12 protein-coding genes are annotated in these 19,131 nt (G+C 59.5%); 1 reads left to right on the top strand and 11 read right to left on the bottom strand.

Going from position 1 to position 19,131, the window contains the following annotated elements; genetic code table 11:
• Positions 1-5 precede the first annotated feature (5 nt).
• From BCM02_RS04620 to BCM02_RS04670, 11 genes are all read right to left on the bottom strand, one after another.
• On the bottom strand, positions 6-941 hold the full coding sequence (locus BCM02_RS04620) for a metallophosphoesterase family protein (protein ID WP_148927838.1): 936 nt from the start codon (positions 939-941) through the stop codon (positions 6-8).
• Between the two features lie 78 nt (positions 942-1,019).
• Positions 1,020-1,982, bottom strand: a complete 963-nt coding sequence (locus tag BCM02_RS04625) for a carbohydrate ABC transporter permease (protein WP_246183194.1) — start codon at positions 1,980-1,982, stop codon at positions 1,020-1,022.
• A gap of 15 nt (positions 1,983-1,997) precedes the next feature.
• Entirely contained in the window at positions 1,998-2,921 is a 924-nt protein-coding gene (locus BCM02_RS04630) for a carbohydrate ABC transporter permease (protein WP_148927839.1), read from the bottom strand.
• 2 nt (positions 2,922-2,923) lie between these two features.
• Positions 2,924-5,488 carry a DUF5696 domain-containing protein gene (locus tag BCM02_RS04635; RefSeq protein ID WP_148927840.1) on the bottom strand — a complete coding sequence of 855 codons (2,565 nt, stop codon included), beginning with the start codon at positions 5,486-5,488 and terminating at the stop codon, positions 2,924-2,926.
• 13 nt (positions 5,489-5,501) lie between these two features.
• Positions 5,502-7,586 (bottom strand): YIP1 family protein, encoded by a 2,085-nt coding sequence (locus BCM02_RS04640; RefSeq protein WP_246183222.1) that lies wholly within the window; start codon positions 7,584-7,586, stop codon positions 5,502-5,504.
• Between the two features lie 20 nt (positions 7,587-7,606).
• Positions 7,607-8,488, bottom strand: a complete 882-nt coding sequence (locus BCM02_RS04645; protein WP_187434033.1) for a carbohydrate ABC transporter permease — start codon at positions 8,486-8,488, stop codon at positions 7,607-7,609.
• A gap of 5 nt (positions 8,489-8,493) precedes the next feature.
• On the bottom strand, positions 8,494-9,366 hold the full coding sequence (locus tag BCM02_RS04650; protein ID WP_148927843.1) for a carbohydrate ABC transporter permease: 873 nt from the start codon (positions 9,364-9,366) through the stop codon (positions 8,494-8,496).
• Between the two features lie 119 nt (positions 9,367-9,485).
• Positions 9,486-12,413, bottom strand: a complete 2,928-nt coding sequence (locus BCM02_RS04655) for an extracellular solute-binding protein (RefSeq protein ID WP_148927844.1) — start codon at positions 12,411-12,413, stop codon at positions 9,486-9,488.
• Positions 12,414-12,498: 85 nt separating this feature from the next.
• Positions 12,499-13,872: an ABC transporter substrate-binding protein gene (locus BCM02_RS04660; RefSeq protein WP_148927845.1), complete on the bottom strand. Its 1,374-nt coding sequence runs from the start codon at positions 13,870-13,872 to the stop codon at positions 12,499-12,501.
• 242 nt (positions 13,873-14,114) lie between these two features.
• Positions 14,115-15,551 carry a response regulator gene (locus tag BCM02_RS04665; RefSeq protein WP_148927846.1) on the bottom strand — a complete coding sequence of 479 codons (1,437 nt, stop codon included), beginning with the start codon at positions 15,549-15,551 and terminating at the stop codon, positions 14,115-14,117.
• A complete protein-coding gene (locus BCM02_RS04670; RefSeq protein WP_148927847.1) occupies positions 15,526-17,349 on the bottom strand; it encodes a sensor histidine kinase in 1,824 nt (607 codons plus the stop codon). The genes BCM02_RS04665 and BCM02_RS04670 overlap by 26 nt, the downstream gene beginning before the upstream one ends.
• A gap of 142 nt (positions 17,350-17,491) precedes the next feature.
• Between BCM02_RS04670 and BCM02_RS04675 the strand changes: the two genes are divergently transcribed.
• A complete protein-coding gene (locus BCM02_RS04675) occupies positions 17,492-19,090 on the top strand; it encodes a type 2 periplasmic-binding domain-containing protein (RefSeq protein WP_148927848.1) in 1,599 nt (532 codons plus the stop codon).
• Positions 19,091-19,131 lie beyond the last annotated feature (41 nt).

The following is a 19,131-nucleotide window of genomic DNA, read 5'->3' on the forward strand; positions in this document are numbered from 1 at the left end:
CCGTCTCACTCCTCCTTGTTAACTAGCGCCTCTTCGTTCTGCCAATCGACGCGGCCGTCGTCCAGCCGCAGCCACGACTCGAACGACCGATCTCCTTCCCGCAGCCGGATCACCCGGGCTCCTCGAGGGAAGCCTTCTTTGCCGTACGTGTTGTAGCCCGATGCCCGGCCATAGGTCAGCCGGATGCCGCATAGCTCGCCGGTGAAGTCGTTGATATGGTCATGGCCGACGAACGTGCCCATCACGTCCCCGGCCTCGACCATCGCGGCGAACAACCCGGAGTTGAGCTTTGGACTGCAGACCGCCTCGTGCTTGCTTCCTCGGCATGCGCCTTGCTCCCACGCTTCCGCGTATTCGGGCAGCGGAATGTGGAAGAACGCCAGCGCCGGCAGCGGTTCCCCGCCGCTTGCCGCCGCGAACGAGCGGGATCGATTCGCGTACCAATCGATCTGGTCCTTGGCGATCCAAGCATAGCCGTCGACATGCGCGTGTCTGGAATAGTCCCCGCTGTCCAGGAAGTACAGCACGGCGGCAGCCGCAGCGGCGACGCTGCCGTGAACCGCGATCGCATAATTGCCGAATCCGGTCAGCCCGGGCGTATGGCCCGTTACGCTGCCGCCATATCCTAGCAGAGAACGGTGCAGTTCCTCGCGCGTCACGCCCGCCTCGCTATCGTGATTGCCGAGTACGACCGCCCACGGTATCCCGCTCGCCTCCGCTGCCGCCACCGCCTCCCGAATCGCAAGCAGCGGCTTGACGCATTCGCTGCTGTAGATCACGTCGCCGGTGAAGACGATCAGATCGGGCGCCTCCGCCTCGATCGCAAGCTCCATGAGCGAACGCGTCCGCCGATCTTCCTCGTCCCCGTTCTTCCAATGCAAATCCGTGAACTGCACGATCGTAAACGTGCCGTCTTCCCGAAACCGCAATTGCTTCTCCATCTTCGATTCCCTCCCGCAGCGCCTGGTGCGCGGCTGTTCCTATTGGCTGTCTCTTCACGTTCTTATCATAGGTATGCCTTAGCCGACAAGACCAGTCCGTTCGATGCTTTCCGTGAAATACCGCTGCACGAACATATACAAGATGACAATCGGCGCGATGAACAGCAGTTCGCCCGTATTCTTGATCATGTAGCCGTACAGACCATCCTCGAACTGCGTCGCCGTCCACATCATCGGCAGCGTCGTCGTCAGCACCTTGATTTTGGTCAGCAGCAGGCCGGCGTAATAATTGTCGTTCCACATCCAGACGAACGAGAATAGGAAACCGGTGATAATGGCAGGTATCGCGTTCGGCAGCATGATGCGCCAGAACGTCTGGAAGACGCCGCAGCCGTCGATATACGCCGCTTCCTCCAGCTCCTTCGGGATGCCCCGGAAGAACTGCCGGAAGATGAAGATGATCAAGCCGCTCTTAATCCCCATCCCCGTAATCGCCTGCAGAACGAAAGGCCAATAACTGTCCAGCAAATTAAGCCCTTGCCCGCCGCCGAACCAACCGATAATGCCGGCCGGGTCGAAATACCGGTAATTCAGGTACGTCGGAATCATTAGCGTCTGCGACGGCACGACGATCGTGAACACCGCCAGCGCGAACAGGACGCCGCTGCCCTTGAACTTCAGCCGCGCGAAGCCGAACGCCGCCAGCGAGCAGGAGACGATCTGCAGCACCGTCGTGAGCAGCGAGATGACGAGCGAATTCGTGAACGTCTCGGCATAGCGCAGCGTGCTGGCCGCGAAGCGGAAATTATCCAGCGTGACGTGCTTCGGAATCCAGAGCACCGTCGGATCGAGCATGTCGCCGCGCGCCTTGAACGAAATCGACAATTTGAAGAACAGCGGGTACAGAATGACGAAGCACAGACCCGTCACCAGCACCGCGCGCAGCAGCACCCAAGCGGCAGAACTCAGCTTGTTCAGCGGCTGCTTCTGCCGGATCAAGCGCGCCGCGGCTCTGCCCGACCGCATGGCCGTCTCTTTCATGCGTTTCCCCTCCGATCAGTCGTAATAGAACACTTTGGTCGATACCAAACGGACCAGCGCGAGCAGAATGATTCCCGTGACCGCGAAATATACCCACGACATCGCCGCGCTCAGGCTGAAGTTCAGCGCATCGAAGGCGGTATCGCTGATGAGCACGCTTAGCTTGTTGTAGTTGTACGAATCGATGACCGTGTAGACCAGATTGGTCAGAATGAGCGGACTAACCATCGGGAAGGTGATCTTCCAGAACGCTTCGTAGCCTGTCGTCCCTTCGATCTTCGCCGCTTCGTAGAGCGCCGGCGACACCGACTGCAAGCCCGCGAGGAAGATTAGGATTTGGACGCCCGAATGGCTAATAATCTCGTAAATTCGGTTAACCGAGCCGGTAATGTAGGAGGTGATGCCGCTGCCGAAACCGGACTGCAGCAGCAGCGCTTCCAGCTCCGTGCTCTTGAGCGCCCCGCCGCCGTCGGCCCCGCTGACGTTCTGCGCGACCATCGCCATGTCGCTGCTCTGCTCCACCGTGATCAGATTCGTGGCGAGCAGCACGGGCAAGAAGAAGATCGCCCGCGCCAGCACGCGGCCGCGAAACTTCTGGTTCAGCAGCGTCGCCGCGAACAGGCTGAACACGACGATCGACGGGATGTTGATCGCAAGGTCTACCAGCGATTCGACGAGCAGCCGCGTATAGGTCGCATGCTCGGTGAACAGTTCGTCGTAGAACCGCAGGCCGGCGAACGTCGTATCGAACCCTTCGAGCCCGACCTCCAGCGTGTTCACGCTGTATAGAAGCGATTGAACGAGCGGAACCGCGAACAGAAAGACGAAACCGATGAACCACGGACTGACGAATAGGACGCCGAGCCACGATTTTTTGTCGGACAGCGACAGGCTCCTTCCTCCTATCGGAAGCTTCCACAGCTTTCGCGCAGGCTTCATGGTCATGTTCTCCCCCCTTCGATGCGGTAGCCGCGCCCTTCGATCCGGGTCCCGTCGATCGTTACGGCTTGCGCGTTGTAGTTGACGGTCACCCTCTTCCCTCGCTCGTAGGTCGTCCGGTAGACGTTGTCCGCCAACTTCTCGTGCTTCACGATCGGCTGCAGCCGCACGTCGCCGACCGCCTCGTTCAGCTCATGGTAAGCGCGAATCGCTTCCTCGAACCAATTCGAATAATGCGCCGCATACAGATCGTTGAAGTCCGTGCCGCGCACGGCGGCCGGGTCGCCGTAGAACCACAGCACATACAGGCTTGCGCCCGTCTCCAGCGACTTAAGCAGGTTCGACGCGTAATCCTGATCGCGGCTTAAATTAACCGGCGCCCCGGCGTAATCGACGAATCCGTGCACGACCATTTCGTAGAACGGCACATCCTCGTCGGCGAGATAGAGCCGGCTGCCCGCGAGCGGCGCATGCACGACCGTATCCGCGTACGGAAGCACGATGCCGTTGCCGCCGCTGACCATCAGCTTGCCGGCTTCCTCCGCGAGTTCCGCCGCGCTCTGCGCGACAAGCGAAGCGCTAGCTTGCCGGTCCAGCGTGGCGCGCGACGATACGGTGGAATTGACATCCTCGCCGAGATCGCGAAGCGACAGTCCGCCCGTTCCCAGCTGTCGGAAGTCCTTCAGGAAATCATCTACAAGCCCCGTCAGCTTCTTCGGCGACAGCACGTAGTAGTCCGTGCCGTCTTTGTTGGTCGTGACCGGATCGCGCCGCATCTGCCGGATTCCTTCCCGGAACAGGAATGCCGCGCCGTCGCGGGACGGCTTGAACCCTTCGCCGCCGCGGGACACGCGCTGAAGCGCCACGTCCGGATACAGTTTGATTCCGTTCTCGCCCGCATAGGCGTTCAATTGACCGAATCCCTTAGCCCCGCCGAGCGCGCGCTCGATCTCGACGTCGTCGGGATAGTCATGGTCGATCCCGCCGTTGAACCAGCCCGAGTAGCGCAGCTTGATATGGTCGACCCGCTTCGCCTTCAGCCGCTCCAGCAGCGACCGCGCCTGCTTGAACGTCGTAAGCGCCTCCGACGATGAGTACGGGACGCCCAGTATCGTCTTCCGCACGTCGATCGCGCCGGCCAGCTCCAGAATGAACGGCGAAGTCAACTCGCCCTGCATCGGCTTGAGCTTGCCCTGGCGAACGAGCGCGCCCCGGTAATAATTCGCCATGCCGGAATAATCGGAGTCCGCGCCGGACAAGAACGCGTAGCGAATTTCGATCTCGCCGCCGAACATCTCGGGGAACAACGGACTGTTCTTGGCCACCGCGCCTACCCGGTACGTGAACATCTCCATCGGCTTGATCAGAAACTCCGCATACGCGCGGTTGTACACGTTCACCCGGCCGCTAATATCCGCGTGGACCGAAGCGATCGCGTCGCCTTCCTCGATCATCGCCAGGAACGCATGGTCGCCCTTCTTCATCCCGTACACCGGGAAGCGGGGCGTCGCGGGTTCCGGGGGCTGCGCGCCTTCGTTCTCCTTGGCGAGCAGCGTGCGATCGTTGCCGTATACGGGCATGTCGTAAGGCAGCGCGGACGTCTTGCCGTTGTTCAAGTAGATCAACGCGCCCGAACCGTCCGGAATGAACATATATCCCTGCTCGGCGGCGCCGGCTGCCCCGAACATCTCCAGCAGCTTGATCGACTGGATCGGGAATGCCGGCGTATCCGTCACTTCCGACGCCGCTATCCGCACGCGGAGCTCCGCGCCGTCCAGCTCGTATTCGATCGGAACCGTGAACCTGGCGGTTGCGGCCGCTTGCTCGCCCCCCGCGTTATTCGCCGCGTTGTCGGCCTTGGCGTCTTCCGCCGCGTAACCGGCCTGTTCCAGGATCGCGACGATGTCGGCCACGACGTAATCCGGGATTTCCTTGCGCTTGTAGATTTGGGTTTCCTCGTCCAGGAAGAACCGCTTCTCGATCTCGAAACGCTGCTTCTCGTCGGCGAGCTTGCCGAGAATTTTCTCGTCCATGCGCGCCTTGGAGATCAGCGTCGGTATCGCTTCGAGCCCTTGCTGGAAGTTGCCCAGCCGATACGTGATTTTGACGCCTTTCGCCGTGCGGGCAATGCCGAACTGCTTGCGTTTGACCGACTCGGCGTAGTTGTTCGCGGCGAAGCTCTGGCCCTTATCGTTGTTATAAGCAATCGAGAATTGCGCGGACAAATTGTCCCGGTTCGGTCCTTCCGCCTTCTTGTCCTGGTCGCGGTCCTGCGGATTGGAGTACCATAGCATTCCGCTGCGCTTGTCTTTCACGGCGATCTCCGTCGTGGCCGGATCGAGCAGGAGCGCGAGCGATTCATTTTCGTACACCTGCTGAAGACCAGCCGTCTGCGCGAACGCGATCGCTCCACCCGACTCGCTCTCCGGCGCCTCGCCGTCCTGCGCGGTAACCGCCGCCGTGCGCTCCGTGCTCGGCGCCGCCGTCCATTGCAGGATCAGATAAGCCGCCGCCGCGGCACAGACCAAGCTTCCGATAATAATCCGTTTGGCTGTCTTGCGTTTCATTCCGATCCCTCCTTTACCAGCGTACGAGAATTTCGCGGTACAACGATTTGACGAACAGGAGCATCTGCTGAAGCAGACTGAAGCAGAGCAGGCCCAGGAAGACGATGAACGCCATGACGAACGCGGTCAGCGCGAGCGTCAGCACCGTCTTGCCGATCGAATATTGATGGACGGTCATCGTGCCGACGAACAAGAGCCAGCCGAACCACAAGTACGCGATCGTGTCCAACAGGTAATAGAACGGCGCCTCGCCCAGCGTGACGAGATTGCTGAGCAGCGTCTGAGGCAGGAAGATCAAGACGAGCGGAAGCATCGCGTAGCCGACGGCCGTCACGATATCCCGGAACTTGCCCTCGCCGTCCATGAGCGTCGTCAGGGACCAGTTGGAGACGCAGAAGAGGAGGAACGGAAGGACGATGAATTTCAGTTCGTCTAGACTGTTCAACTCGTCCGGCTTGTTGAAATTGACGACGAAGCCGGCATACTGGCGCTTCACGATCATGGTTATGACGAGCAGGAGCAGGATTGCCAGCGCGATCCACGCCCGGCCCTTCTGCTCGTATTTCATTTCCCAGAATCCGCTGAACGGACGAACGATCGTGCGAAGCGGCGTCGTCCAGACGCCATTGTCGATATAATGGACCGCCGGCTTGCGTCTTCTCCAATAGACGCGGCCGCCGATGGTCGCGGCGAGCAATCCGATTGCCGACGACATGATAACGCCGAAATGATTCCACACATATTCGGAACGGTAGCGATCCAGCGATTCGGAATAATACTTGCGGTTGTTGCCGTTCTTGAAATACGCCATCGCCGTCTTGTTCTCGCCCTTCTTCAAGAGCGCCTTGCCGATCCCGATGTACGCGATATCGAAATTGGCGTTCAGTTGGAGCACCTGCTCCCACGTCCGCGCCGCCTCGTCGGACCGTCCGGCAAAATGCGCCTTGACGCCGGTCCGAATCAGCGCCCCGTAACGGGTCGAACTAAAGATGACAAGCCGGTTCAAGCCCGCATCGAGCACGATCATGCGGTCTCCCTGCGCGTCGATTGCCGTCGGGTTCACGAAAGCCTCGTCCGTCATGCCGAAGCCGCCGAATTGATAGAGTAGGCTGCCGTCGCGATTATAAGTGAAGATGCGTCCTCTCCTCGTATCGAGCCCGCTGTACATCCCGCTAACGTCGGCCGCGACATCGCCGAAGGTCGAACTGCCCGCGTTCGCGACCGCCTCCTGCTGATCCCCGCTGACCCGAAGCGCAGCTACGTCTCCCACCGGGTCGAAATATCCTTCGCGCCGCAGCACGTCTTCCCCGCCGGGATTGAGCCGCTTGATCGGCGCCGCGGCGTTCGCCTCCGAGGAAACGACGTACATGAAGCCGCGATCGTCGAGATCGAGATTCGCGAACTCGACCGGCAGGAACAGCTGCATCCGACTGCTCTGCTCCTTGGTCGCCAGCCGCTTCCAGAATAGATCCGCCGGACTAAAACGTACTTTGTTCGTCCCGACGTAGCCGCGGAAGTCCCCCTGCCCGTCGAATTCCATCACCCCTTCGTAAGCGCCCTTGGCCACGACGTAGATGCGTCCCGTCCGGTCAACGGATACCTTATTCGGGAAATATTGAAAGTCCCTCGGAATGACGCTCGATACGGGGGGGCCGTATATTTGAAGCAGCTTACCCGACTCGTTCAGCCGCACGACCCGGCCGTTCTGCGTATCGGCGACGTATACGTCCTTGTTCCGGTCGACGAATACGCCATGCGGCTTGTTGAACGCGTCCGCCTTGCCTTCGTTATCGAATCCGTCGAAGACGCCTGCCAAGTCCCCCGTCTCATCTAAATGGACCACCCGGTTGTTGTCCGTATCCGCGATGAAGATATGTCCATCCGAGCTGACATAGACATCCTGCGGATTGAGGAACTCGCCGATCCCGAGATCGGAGCCGTTAATGGTGCGTTCGGCGGTATACGGCAGCGGTGCCGGCTCCGCCTCGCGCCAGTAAGAATAGTTGTACGTATGGTCCGGTTCCTCCGCTGCCGCCGGAGCCGCCAGGCATGCGGTCAGAAGCGCCGTCGCCAGCAGCAAGCCGGTTATCTTTCGCATTCTCACATGCGCTCCCTCCTCTAATCTTTCATGCCTGACGTGGACATGGTCTGAATGACGTTGCTCTGCGTGAAGACGAAGATGGCGATCGGCACGATCATCATAATGAGCGTCGCGGCCGCCATCGGCCCGGAACGGGCGAAGCCGCCCGAGATGATCTGGCTGAACGCGTAGTCCATCGTCTTCAGCTGCTCGCTGTAGATATACGAGGCGCCTTGGGAGCCGCCGCCGGTTCCCCACAGCCCCTTGAACGAGAAAATAATCAAGGTCAGCCAAGCCGGTCTGACGATCGGCATGACGATCTGCCAGAAGATCCGATATTCGCTCGCGCCGTCGATCTTCGCGGCCTCAAGCAGCGAATCCGGAATCTGTTCCATGAACTGCTTCATCAAGAACAAACCGAGCGAAGTCGCGAAAGCCGGCAGAATCAGCGACCCGTACGAATCCAGCAGCCCGATCCAGCTGACCGTCAAGTAGTTCGGAATCGCCGTCACCTGCGGCGCGAACATGAGCGAGAGGACGACGAGCGAGAACAGGAAGTTCCGGCCCGGTATCTTCAGCTTGGCCAGCGGATACGCCGCCATGGAGGCCAGAACGACATGGCCCGCCGTGCCCGCGAACGAGACGAACACCGTGTTGAACATATACCGCGTCAGCGGCACCCACGAGTTCGAGAAAATGAGAAACAAGTCGTAAAAATTATCGAATGTCGGATTGCGGACGATGAACGTCGGCGGGAAAAGGAACAGCTCGTCGAGCGACTTGAGCGCCGTACTGATCATGAAGACGAACGGGACGGCCATGAACGCGCCGACGGCGGCCAGTATGACGAAGAGCGCGAGATCGACCGGTAGCGACCGGTTGATTTTCTTCTCTCTCCCCAAACGAAGAACGGCTCTCATCATGGCTAATCCCCCACCTTCCGCAGCAACTTCTGCACGAGAATGTTCGTGCCGAGCATCATGATGAACAGCACCGTAGCGATGGCGCAGGCATAGCCCATCTCGAAGCGGATCGACCCGTAATCGTTCAAGTGCGTCACGATCGTATGCGCCGCGTACTGCGGACTCGGGAAACCGACCATGTTGGTCGCCACGTCTGCCACCGCGAACGAACTCGTGATCTGCATGACGGCGCCGAACATGAGCTGCGGACGCATCGTCGGCAGCGTAATGAACCACAATTCCTGCCACCGATTCTGGACGCCGTCGATCGCGCCGGCTTCGACCAGCGTCTGATCCATGCTCTGCAGGCCGGCGATGAAGGCGAGGAACGCGGTGCCCAGACTGAGCCACAGCTGCACGACCATGACGATCGCGAGCATGTATTTGGGGTCCTGAAGCCATTGAATCGGCTCCAGGATGAATCCCCACTTGATCAAGAACGCATTGACGTATCCGAACGAATCGCCCGAGAAGCCGACCTGCCAGATGAGATAGACGTTGCCCGAGATCGACGGCGCGTAGAAGAGCAGCGTCACGACGGCGCGAATCTTCGGCGACAGCTCGTTGATCAGCCAGGCCAGCAGGAAGCAGGCGATATAGCTGAGCGGACCCGTGACGAGGGCGAATAAGAGCGTATTCTTAAGCGCGATAAGGAACACATCATCCTTGATGAACAGCGTCGCGTAGTTGTCCCAGCCTACCCACTTCGGCGTCTCCAGCACGTTGTAATAAGTAAAGCTGAGCGCGAAGGCCATAAGTACGGGAAATGCGGTGAAGATGAAGAACAATAAGAAGAACGGGGCCATAAGCGCGTATCCTTGTCTCATCATCTTCATCTCGCGCGCGATTTCCTTGAGCCTGCCGGATCGTAGCCCGCGCGCGGGCGGCGGGAGCAGCCGGCTCGGCTTGGCATTGACTTGGACCGGTTCCGAAATGATCCTCTCCCCCTTGTCGGCTATTCGGCGGGATATCCGAATTCTTCCCGCTTCTTCTTGATTTCGTCATTGATATAAATCGTGTATTTCTCGATGGCTTCGCGCGGGTCCTCGTTCGAGATGACCACGCTGCGGAACGCGTTGTCCAGATGGCGTCCGGTGAAATAGCCGCCGGGCACCTGCGGGATGCCTTTGGCCCACTCCCATTGCGCCATGATCGTCTTGTAGTCCTTCGCCTGCCAGGCCAGCAGGTCGGCCGCCTCGCGGTTCGCCGTGGCGACGCGTCCGGCCGGCCCGAAGAGCGCTTCGTTCTCCCAGCCGTATCTAGCCTGCGTCTTCGCCTCCGCCCACCAGCGCATGAACGTCCAAGCCGCGTCCTTATGCGCGCTGCTCTTCAGCATGACCGCGCCGCTGCCGGATGCCGGCACCTCGCGCCGGATCGTGCCGTCTGGCTTCCGCGTGCCCGGCACGAGCGTGAAATCCCAAATCCCGTTCAACTCCGGGGCCACGACGCTCACGACGTTCGCCCTGTTATAATCGTAGATGCCGATCGGCATCTCGCCGCTGCGGAACCGGTTCACGAAGTCCGTCGTCAGCGGCAGCTTATAGGTCGTGTACAGCTCCGACCATTGCATGAACGCCTGCACCGATTTCTCGGTATCGAGCGCGCTTTTCTTGTTGCCGTTCTGATACAGCTCGCCGTCTTCCTGGAACAGCATCGTCCCGTAGGTCTGGTTAATCGGGAGACTGGCGTTCTCCTGGACGTTGGAGCCGGTCTTCACGAGCACCTGAATCGGGAAACCGAACAATAAATTGTGCTTTTGGAGCTCCGGAATCATCGCATAGACGTCGTCCCACGTTTGAGGCACGGTCAAGCCCAGCTCCTCGAGAATGTCCTTGCGGTAATAGAGGACGGGAAAATACTGCTCCACGGGCAACGCGTACGTGGCGCCGTCGAATTCGTAAGGCACGAACGCGCTCTCGTGATACTCGCTCTTCAGCTCCGCGAATCCCGGATAACCGGATAAATCCTCGACGCCGCCCCGAAGCGCGTAATTGAGCGGCTTGTCGTCCGGCACCGCGAACGCGACGTCCGGCCCACGGCCCGCGAGCATCGCTTGCAGCAGCACCGGCTCGGTTACGACTTGCAGTTCGACCGAGATGCCGGTGGCAGGCGCGAACGTCTCCTCGATCATCCGTTTCATGATCTTGGCTTGGTCCAGGCCCATCGTGATCCATACTTTGATCGTCTCGGCGCCTTCCTTGCCGGAGCCGAACGCATTGTAATCGTTGAAGAACGAAGCGAAGAACGTGCCGGCCTGGTGCTTGGCATTGGCCAGGAAGGAAGCCGATGCGCGCGGCATCTTCCGCTCCGGCGAAGCCACGACAATATAATCGATCGCAAGCGGCATTTCTTTCATGGTGAACACCCAGGTGCCGAGCGAGCCGGTGTTGGATTTGAACGTCTCCAGCCGTCTTGCGATCGTGCCGGGATGATCGGCCATGTCCCGCAGCTGATAGACGAGCCGGCCCAGCGTCCCGGTATTCTCGCCGCCTCCGCTCGTCCGCTCGAGCCGCTCGGAGATGGCGGCAATTATATCCGCTTGTTCTCTGAATTTTCCGATTATTTCCGGCAGCTTCACGTCCAGCTGATAGTCCCGGTATTCGTCTGGCACGGTCCCGGTAATCATGACGATCTTCCGGTAGATCGTGTTCAGTTCCAGCACGCTCGACTCGATCGTCCGCAAGAACGCCGCCATGTCGCCGAGCGTGACGTCCATGCGCAGCCGGTGCTTGCCCTCGGTCAAGTAGAAGAGATAAGGCTCGCCTCCGTCGCCCGGGCCCAACTCCCCTAATTGCCAGCCCGTCGCGAATTCGAACGGGACCGCTTCCAATTCGGCGAACGGCACTTCGCCGTCGATCATGACTTTCCGATAGGACGTCACGCCGCGCGAGATGTTCTGCTCATATTTCACGCCGATCTTGTACAATCCGTTCTGCGGCACGTCGAACTCCCATTCGATCCACTGGCCGGCTTCATAGGAGCCGATCGTGTTCAGCCGGACCTTCGAGACGTGATAAGGCTCGGTTGCCGGACTTCTGCGGTCCATCATCGGCACGAGCGAGGAGCTCGATTTCATGCCGGCCGCTTCGCCCTGCACTTTGACGAACGCGTCCCGCGCGGCCTTGCGCCCGTCTCGTTCGTAACCCGCTTTGATTTCTTCGTAGGCCGGCACCGCCTTGGCCCGATCCAGCTTTATGTAATCGATCATCATCGGCTCCTTCACGGAGACGAGCGACAGCTTGTGTTTGCCTTTGGACAAATAAAACCGGAACGGCTCGCTGTAGCGTCCATCCGAGCTCTGCGCCGCCGACACCTGCCATTGGAGCGCCTCGGACTGAGGCGTATACATGTCGTTGCCTTTCTCGTCGCGGACGGTCTCGCCGTCGTTCTTCCATACCCGCGAGAACACGATGTTCTTCGCCTCTGCGAACGGCAGCTTGCCGTCGATCCAAATCTCGCGCGCCATATTTGATCCTTTGCCAGCCATGGCGCGATAACGCACCGCCATTTCGTACAAGCCGTCCTCCGGCACATCGATCGACCAGGACACCGTGCCGGCGTCGCTCGTCTCCAGCACCTCGCCATCCGCGCCTTCCACGCCGCCAACCAGCCTCGGAGCCATCCCTTCCGCCGCGGAGAACGCGCTCGCCTTCACGATAAGCGCCTGCTTCGGCGCAGGGGTCCCTTCGTAACGGGCGATGTAGCGGTCGTAGCCGTCCTTCGCCGATGAGCCCAGTTTCAGGTTGGTTTGGCTCGCCGTAACTTCGCCGGCCGTTCGCCCGCTTGCGTAACTTGCGGGCGTGAACGGGGCTGACTGCGGGAGCGCGACGCACGCCGCCAGCAGCGCGGCGAGCAGGCCCTTGCGGAACATTACCTTCTTCATCCTGCGTCCCCCTCCAGAAGGAACGGCGGTACCCAAGCCTCGCATCCGCCCCGGGTACCGCCGCTTCCGTCCTCTTCAGCGGTTATTATTTTTTGGTCGTAACGTCGATCGCCGCCTGCGCCATCGGCTTCACTCTTGCGATCGCCGTAGACGGCGACTCGCTGCCGGAGGCGATGGTCTTGAACGCATCCTCGATGACGTCCGCGAGTCCGACGTACGCCTTGTAGTTGATGATTTTGAATTCGCTGTCCATCATCTTGCGCATCGTGTCCAGCGATTCCTTGTTCTTCATGTTCGGCTCTTCCTTCTGGAGCTTGATGTCCTTGCCTTTGACAACGTCGAACTCGAACAGCTCCGAGAACGCGGCGAGGACGGCTTTCGGGTTTTTGACGCCCTTCGGCACGAACCACAGGTTCATTTTGTCATACGGAACGACGTACTTCGACGCCTTCGGACCTTTCGGGAAGAACACGTATCCCAGATCGTTCGGCTTGTCTTTCACGTAGCCCAGGTTATCCCAACGGTAGCCATTGACGAAGGCCGTATCGCCATTGCCGAACGAGGCACCGTCCGCCACTTTCATCACTTTGTGCACGTTGAACAAGTCGCTGTAGAATTGAAGCGCTTCCATGGCATTCGCTTCGTCGATCGCGATTTTGCCCGTCGCCTCGTCTTCGATCTTGCCTTCGTTCGAGTAGATGAGCACGGAGGCGAGCAGCGATTCGCTGTCGAAGTAGAGCGGCACTTTGCCGGCGGCCTTCACCTTGTTCAGGATGTCCAGCATGTTCGCCCAGGTCCATTCGCCCTTCTCCTGCAGCTCATACGGATCCGGCAGGCCCAGCTGCTGCAGCAGTGTCTTGTCGTAATACAGACCGTGCGTCTCGGCGTAAGGCTCCGAGATGCCGTACTGCTTGCCCTGGAATTTGCCGTTCGTCATCGTGACGCTGTTCGTCGCGAATGCCGGCAACGTCAGGTCCGCATCGTCGTCGATCGGGTCGAGATACCCGCTGATGACCATCTTCGGGAAGGCGTCCCGAATCGGCAGCATGACGATATCCGCGAACGGCTCGCCCGCGACCGAGGAGGTGATCAGACGCGACGACGTATCGGGCACGGTGACGTATTCGATCTTCGTGTTGTATTTCTCCTCGACCTTCTTCTGCTTCGCCTTCTCCTCGTCGTTCAAGTACGCGTCCATGCCCCACCATTGCCCGATCCGAAGCGGCTGCCCGCCGAAATCGAGGCTTTCTTCCTTGGGCGGTTCCTCTTCCTTCACGACGGTCGTCTGGTTGCCGGTCGCCGCGCCGTCGTTCTGAACCGCGTTGGAGGGCTTCGCGGCATTGCCCCCGGAATTGCCGCCCGCGTTGCCTCCCGAATTACCCGAGGAACAGGCGGATAGCCCGGCCGTCGTAAGCATCACGAGCGCGAGCATTACCGTAAGACGTTTCGTAGTCTTCATCTTCATCCTCCCCATTGACGAGCTGCCTTGTGATCCATCGGCCGCCTTGACGCTTCCGATAGGCTCTATGCGGCTTGTATCTTCATTGTAGAGACTGCTCGGCTTCCTTTGTATTCATTGGGCGTATAGATTTATGTACATAGCGAATGCAACCAAAGGCAACGCATAACAGAAAATGCTAACATTCGGACATACGAATGCTTAAAATCGTCGATAGGATTCGCGAGATCCACATGCATACTTCACATGATCGGTTTGGCGGACGATTCTCGGTACTGCGTCGGGGTCTGGAGGGTTGTTTTCTTGAAAATGCGCGTGAAATAGTAATAATCCCCGTAGCCGACCCGCTCCGCGATTTCGGTAACCATCAGATTGGTCGTCGCGAGCAGCTCGCACGCGCGCGCAATCCGAAGCCGCGTTATGTACGCCGTGAACGTCTCGCCGACTTCTTTCTTGAACAGCTGGCTGACGTAATTGGGGTGAATGTAATGCTGATGGGCCAAGCTCTGGATCGAAATGTCCTTGTCGAAGTTATGCTTGACGTGATTCAGAATCGCGATCATCGTCTCGTTGCTCGTCAGGGCCGGTTCGGCCGGCACCGCCTCGCTGAGGCTCCTCATGGACAGCGCGCGCAAATAGACGATCATCTCCGTTACGTTCGCGAACGACTCCATTAATTGCTCGTAGCTCAGCAGCAGGCTTTCGCGCTGTTCGCCCTCCGCGCGGTACAAGAACGCGACCGTCATATTATAGAAGTGGAAGGCTTGCCGAATCGTCAGGTTCCCATGGCCGAACAGCCGCCCCGCTTCGTCGAACGCCGCATGGAGTGCGGGGGTATCTTTGCTTGCCATAGACAGACTGATTTTCTTCATCAGCTCATGGACGGCGGCGTTCGAGCCTTCGCGTTCATGGTAGATGCCGGACACCCCCGAGACGAAAAATTGGTTCGCGCGCAGCAAGGCGCAATCGACCGCCTCCTTGATCATTCCGTACTCGCCGATCTTTAAGCTGACGCCGATCCCCTTCATCCCTTCCGGCAACCTGCCGTCTAGACGGCCGAGCGCGTCCTCCATCCGATCGTACGGGAGCAGATACAGCATGCGATCTTGGCCGATCCGAATCCGCAGCGCCCGCTCGCCTACCAGCCAATCGCCGCTCCCTCCGATGCACGCCACCGCCGCTCCGCCTCCCGGGCCGTCCATTCGGAAGCCGCGCTGCTCGCACGCCCGCTTCAGCATGTCGGCGCTCACTTCCGTCCCTTCGCCGATCAGCTGCAGCAGCATGATGTCGGACAAATAACGCGACGCCTCGAGACGCTTCTTCAACTTGAGCAGCACGTCAATGATTTCCCGTTCGTCGTAGGGCTTCAGACAATACGCCGCCGCGCCGTAATTCAGCGCCCGCTGGGCATAGGCGAATTCCGCGTGGCCGCTCACGACGACGAAGATCGGCGGATCGGCGGACTCCATGCCTTGCTTGATCAGCTGCAGGCCGGTCATGCCGGGCATCCGGATATCGGTGAACACGACGTCCGGCCGGAGGTTGACGATCTGCTCCAACGCTTCCAGCCCGCCGTAGGCCTCTCCGACGATCGCGAAACCGTAGTCCTCCCACTCCAGGCTCGCCTTCAAGCTTTCGACCACCCAGCTCTCGTCATCCACGATCAATACGCTGAACATCCTGATCTCCCCCTATCGGCATCGTTAACCGGATTGTCGTTCCCGCGCCCGGCGCGCTCTCGATCCGAAGTCCCCCGGACGGGCCGTATGTCAACTGAATCCGGTGATGGACATTGGCCAATCCGATGCTGGCGCCGACCTCTTCCTCCGCGGCCTGCGGCGTTCGATCCGCGAACGAGCGGCCTAATCCTTCCTGAATTTGAACCAATCTGGCGGCGGTCATCCCGATGCCGTCATCCTCGATATCGACCGTGAGCCATCTGTTCTCGTCCAAGCCGGCCCGAATGACGAGCGTGCCCGGTTCTTCCTTCAGCTCCAGCCCGTGAAACACCGCGTTCTCGACGAGCGGCTGCAAAATCATTTTGGGCACCTGGCGCGTCATCGCCCCTTCATCCAGTTCGTACCGAACCTCGAAACGGCCGCCGAAGCGCAGCTGCTGAATCTGCATGTACGATCGCACGATGTCCAGTTCCTCGCGCAGCGGCACGATGTCTCCGCCCTTGATGCTGTAGCGAAAAATCTCGCCGAGCGCCCGCGCGATCTCGCGGATGTCCTTCGCCCCCGCCACCGCCGCCATCCCTTTCACCATCTCGAGCGTGTTGTACAGAAAGTGCGGGTTGATCTGGCTGCGCAGGAAGAGCAGTTCCGACCGCTTCTTCGTCAGCTCCGCCTCGTACAGCATCGCGTTCGTCTCCAGCAGTTGTCGGGTCAGCCCGTCCACCTGATCGAGCATGTTGTTGAATTCGGTGGACATGACCGTGATCTCGGCATAGCCGCGCAGTTGAATGCGTTTCTTGAGTTTGTTCAGATCGCCGCGCTTGATCGTGCTGATGAAGGACATCATTTTCTTGAGCGGGACGAGCAGATTGTTGATGATCAGCATGACGAGCAGAAGAATGATGGCCGCCCCCGCGACGAGCAGCATCCCTTCGACGCGCTGAATCCGGACCATGTCGCGCATGAGCTCCGCCTTCGGAATCATGCTGACGATCATCCCGTTGATCTCCGGCAAATCCTCGGTTTGCACGATATACACGCGTCCGTTCAGCTCCACGTTACGCGCGCCGCCCGCCGTCTGCCCTTCGGCGAGAATCGCGTTCAGCTTGAGCCCCACCTGCTGCGGATCGCGGCTGGACATGATTTTGTTGCCGCGGTCGATGAGGAACGATTCCGTCGCGATCGCCTCCGCCTGCTCGCCGCCTTCCTGTCCGATCAGCGCTTTCGGATCGAGAATGAAGAAGAGCGTGCCGATGACCGCGTTGAATTGTTCGCCAGGCTGATAGGAGCGGATTTTCATCCCGATGAGATAACCGTTCTCGCTCTGATACGTATCGCCGAAATTTTGCATGCCGAAGTAGTAAGGCGTATCCCGCGCGAGGATGGCGTTCACGAACGGCATGATCTTCTTCTTGCCGCCGTAGAGATCGTACCATCGGCTCTGTTCGCCGTAGACGACGATGTCCAGAATGCCTTCCTTCAGATTGCTCATGTTGAGGAACAGGCTGTTCACCTTCTTCGACGTGCCGTAGATATCCGCGACATCCGGCCGGGTCAGGAAATTCTGCACGTCGGCATCGAACGCGATGTTGGACATGAGCCGGTCGATGACGTCTTTGTTCGCGTGCACCGTCTGGCGAATTTGCGAGATGATGTCGTTCGTGTACCGTTCGTTGTTGCGCGTAATGATGCCCGCCATCTGCACGTACGTGACGGCGATAATAGAAAACATGACGACGGCTATGACGGCGACCATCAATAGCAGCTGCGTTCGAATCGATAGCGTGCGGTAAAAGCTCACACTTCGCCCCCCACTCCACCTATATTTGATCAAATTCTACCATATTGATGTGGAATTACGAGGTTTTATTTACAGATATGCGCGGATCTATTACTATTTTTGTAGATAAGGCACTCACCTTAGTGCCAGAGGAGGTTGAACGATGCGTATGCTCCGCGTAACCGGCATTATCCTTCTGATCGCGGTTTTCACCTCGATGAGCGTGGCCTGCAGCGAACCGAACGAAGTTGGAACGGAGGTAAACGACTTGCGGGCGCCAAGCGAGCCGATGCCGATCTCCATCGCCTATTGGGACATCAAGCGCTATTTCGACGCCGGCGACGCCGTCCTTCGCAAGATCGAGCACGATCTGGACATCGACCTGCAGCCCGTGCAGGTGAGCCGGACCGACTACGCGGAGAAATTCAAAGTGTGGGCCGCCACCGACAAGTTGCCCGACGTGTTCGCGCATACGGTCGTGAGCGAGTCGCCCGGCCTGTACGCCGATTGGATCAAGCAGAACTTGATCCGCCCGCTCCCGGACGACCTCAGCCCCTACCCTTACGTCTACGAGCTCTCCCAAATTCCCGATACCCGCGCGCTCCGCCACGACAACAAGCTCCATATGCTGCCGCGGATCGCTTATCCGACGAACGATCTGTGGATGCTCGACCGCGTTGTCTTCATCCGCAAAGATTGGATGAGCGAGCTGGCCATGCCCGATCCGCTGAATTTCGAACAATTCCAACAGTCGATGCGGCGCTTCGCGGACGAAGATCCCGACCGCAACGGCCAGCGCGACACCGTCGGCTTAACCGCCGCGGGACTGCCCTATCTCGCTTGGGTCTTCTCCCCCGCGTTCCCGCAGTTCGGCGTCGGCCAATGGGTGCAGGAGGACAACGAATGGATTCCGTATTACGCATCCAAGCAGATGAGCCGCGTCGTCGATCAATATGACCGGCTGCAGCGGAGCGGCGGCCTGGATGCGGAGTTTTTCCTGCTGAAGGAAGACGACGCGACCGAGAAATTCGCCCAGGGCCGAGCCGGCGCGCTCGCCTACAAGGCGACGCCGGACAGCTTGAGCAAATTCGTCGCGCTCTGGAACAAATACAACCCCGACGCCGACTTCTACGACGCGGTCAAAATCATGCGCCTCTGGCCGGCGCAGGACGGCAACCGCTACTACTATGTCGCGCCAACCTATTGGTCGGAGAGCTACTTCAGCGCCAAGGTAGACGAGGCCAAAATGGACCGCATCCTGCGGCTGTACGATTACTTGCTCTCCCCCGTGGGCATGATGCTCATGCGCTACGGCATCGAAGGCCAGGATTACGTCATGCAAGGCGAGGAGATCGTCATTACGCGTCCGCTCGACGAGAAGACCGGCAAGCCGGTCAGCATCCAGAAGCTGTATCCGTCCACGAACGTCTTCCAATCGCTCGCCTCGTGGGGGATGGAGCGCACGTACCGGTTAGACGTCATCAACAAGATCAACTACGGCGAGCGCAACATTCAAGCCGCGCTGGAGGAGATGCGCTGGCTGCTCAACCACGCCGTGGCCGTGCCGTTCAGCTATAGCGCGGTCTCGCTGTCCACGCCGAGCAAAGACAAGCTGAGCGCCGCGATTGCCCCGCTCGAGGACTTGACGCAAGCGATTCTAAGCGAGGGCGATCCGCAGCAGCTGTGGCAAGCGACGTTGGCGAAGTATGAGGCGATGGGGCTGCGGGAATCCATTAAGGAGGTGAACGGGGAGCTGAAGTGATTTCGGTAATGCGGGATGGCTGCCAATTTTCACTCACAGTC

Origin of the sequence: Paenibacillus methanolicus, from assembly GCF_008124765.1 — a bacterium.
Taxonomy (GTDB): Bacteria; Bacillota; Bacilli; order Paenibacillales; family Paenibacillaceae; genus Paenibacillus_Z; species Paenibacillus_Z methanolicus.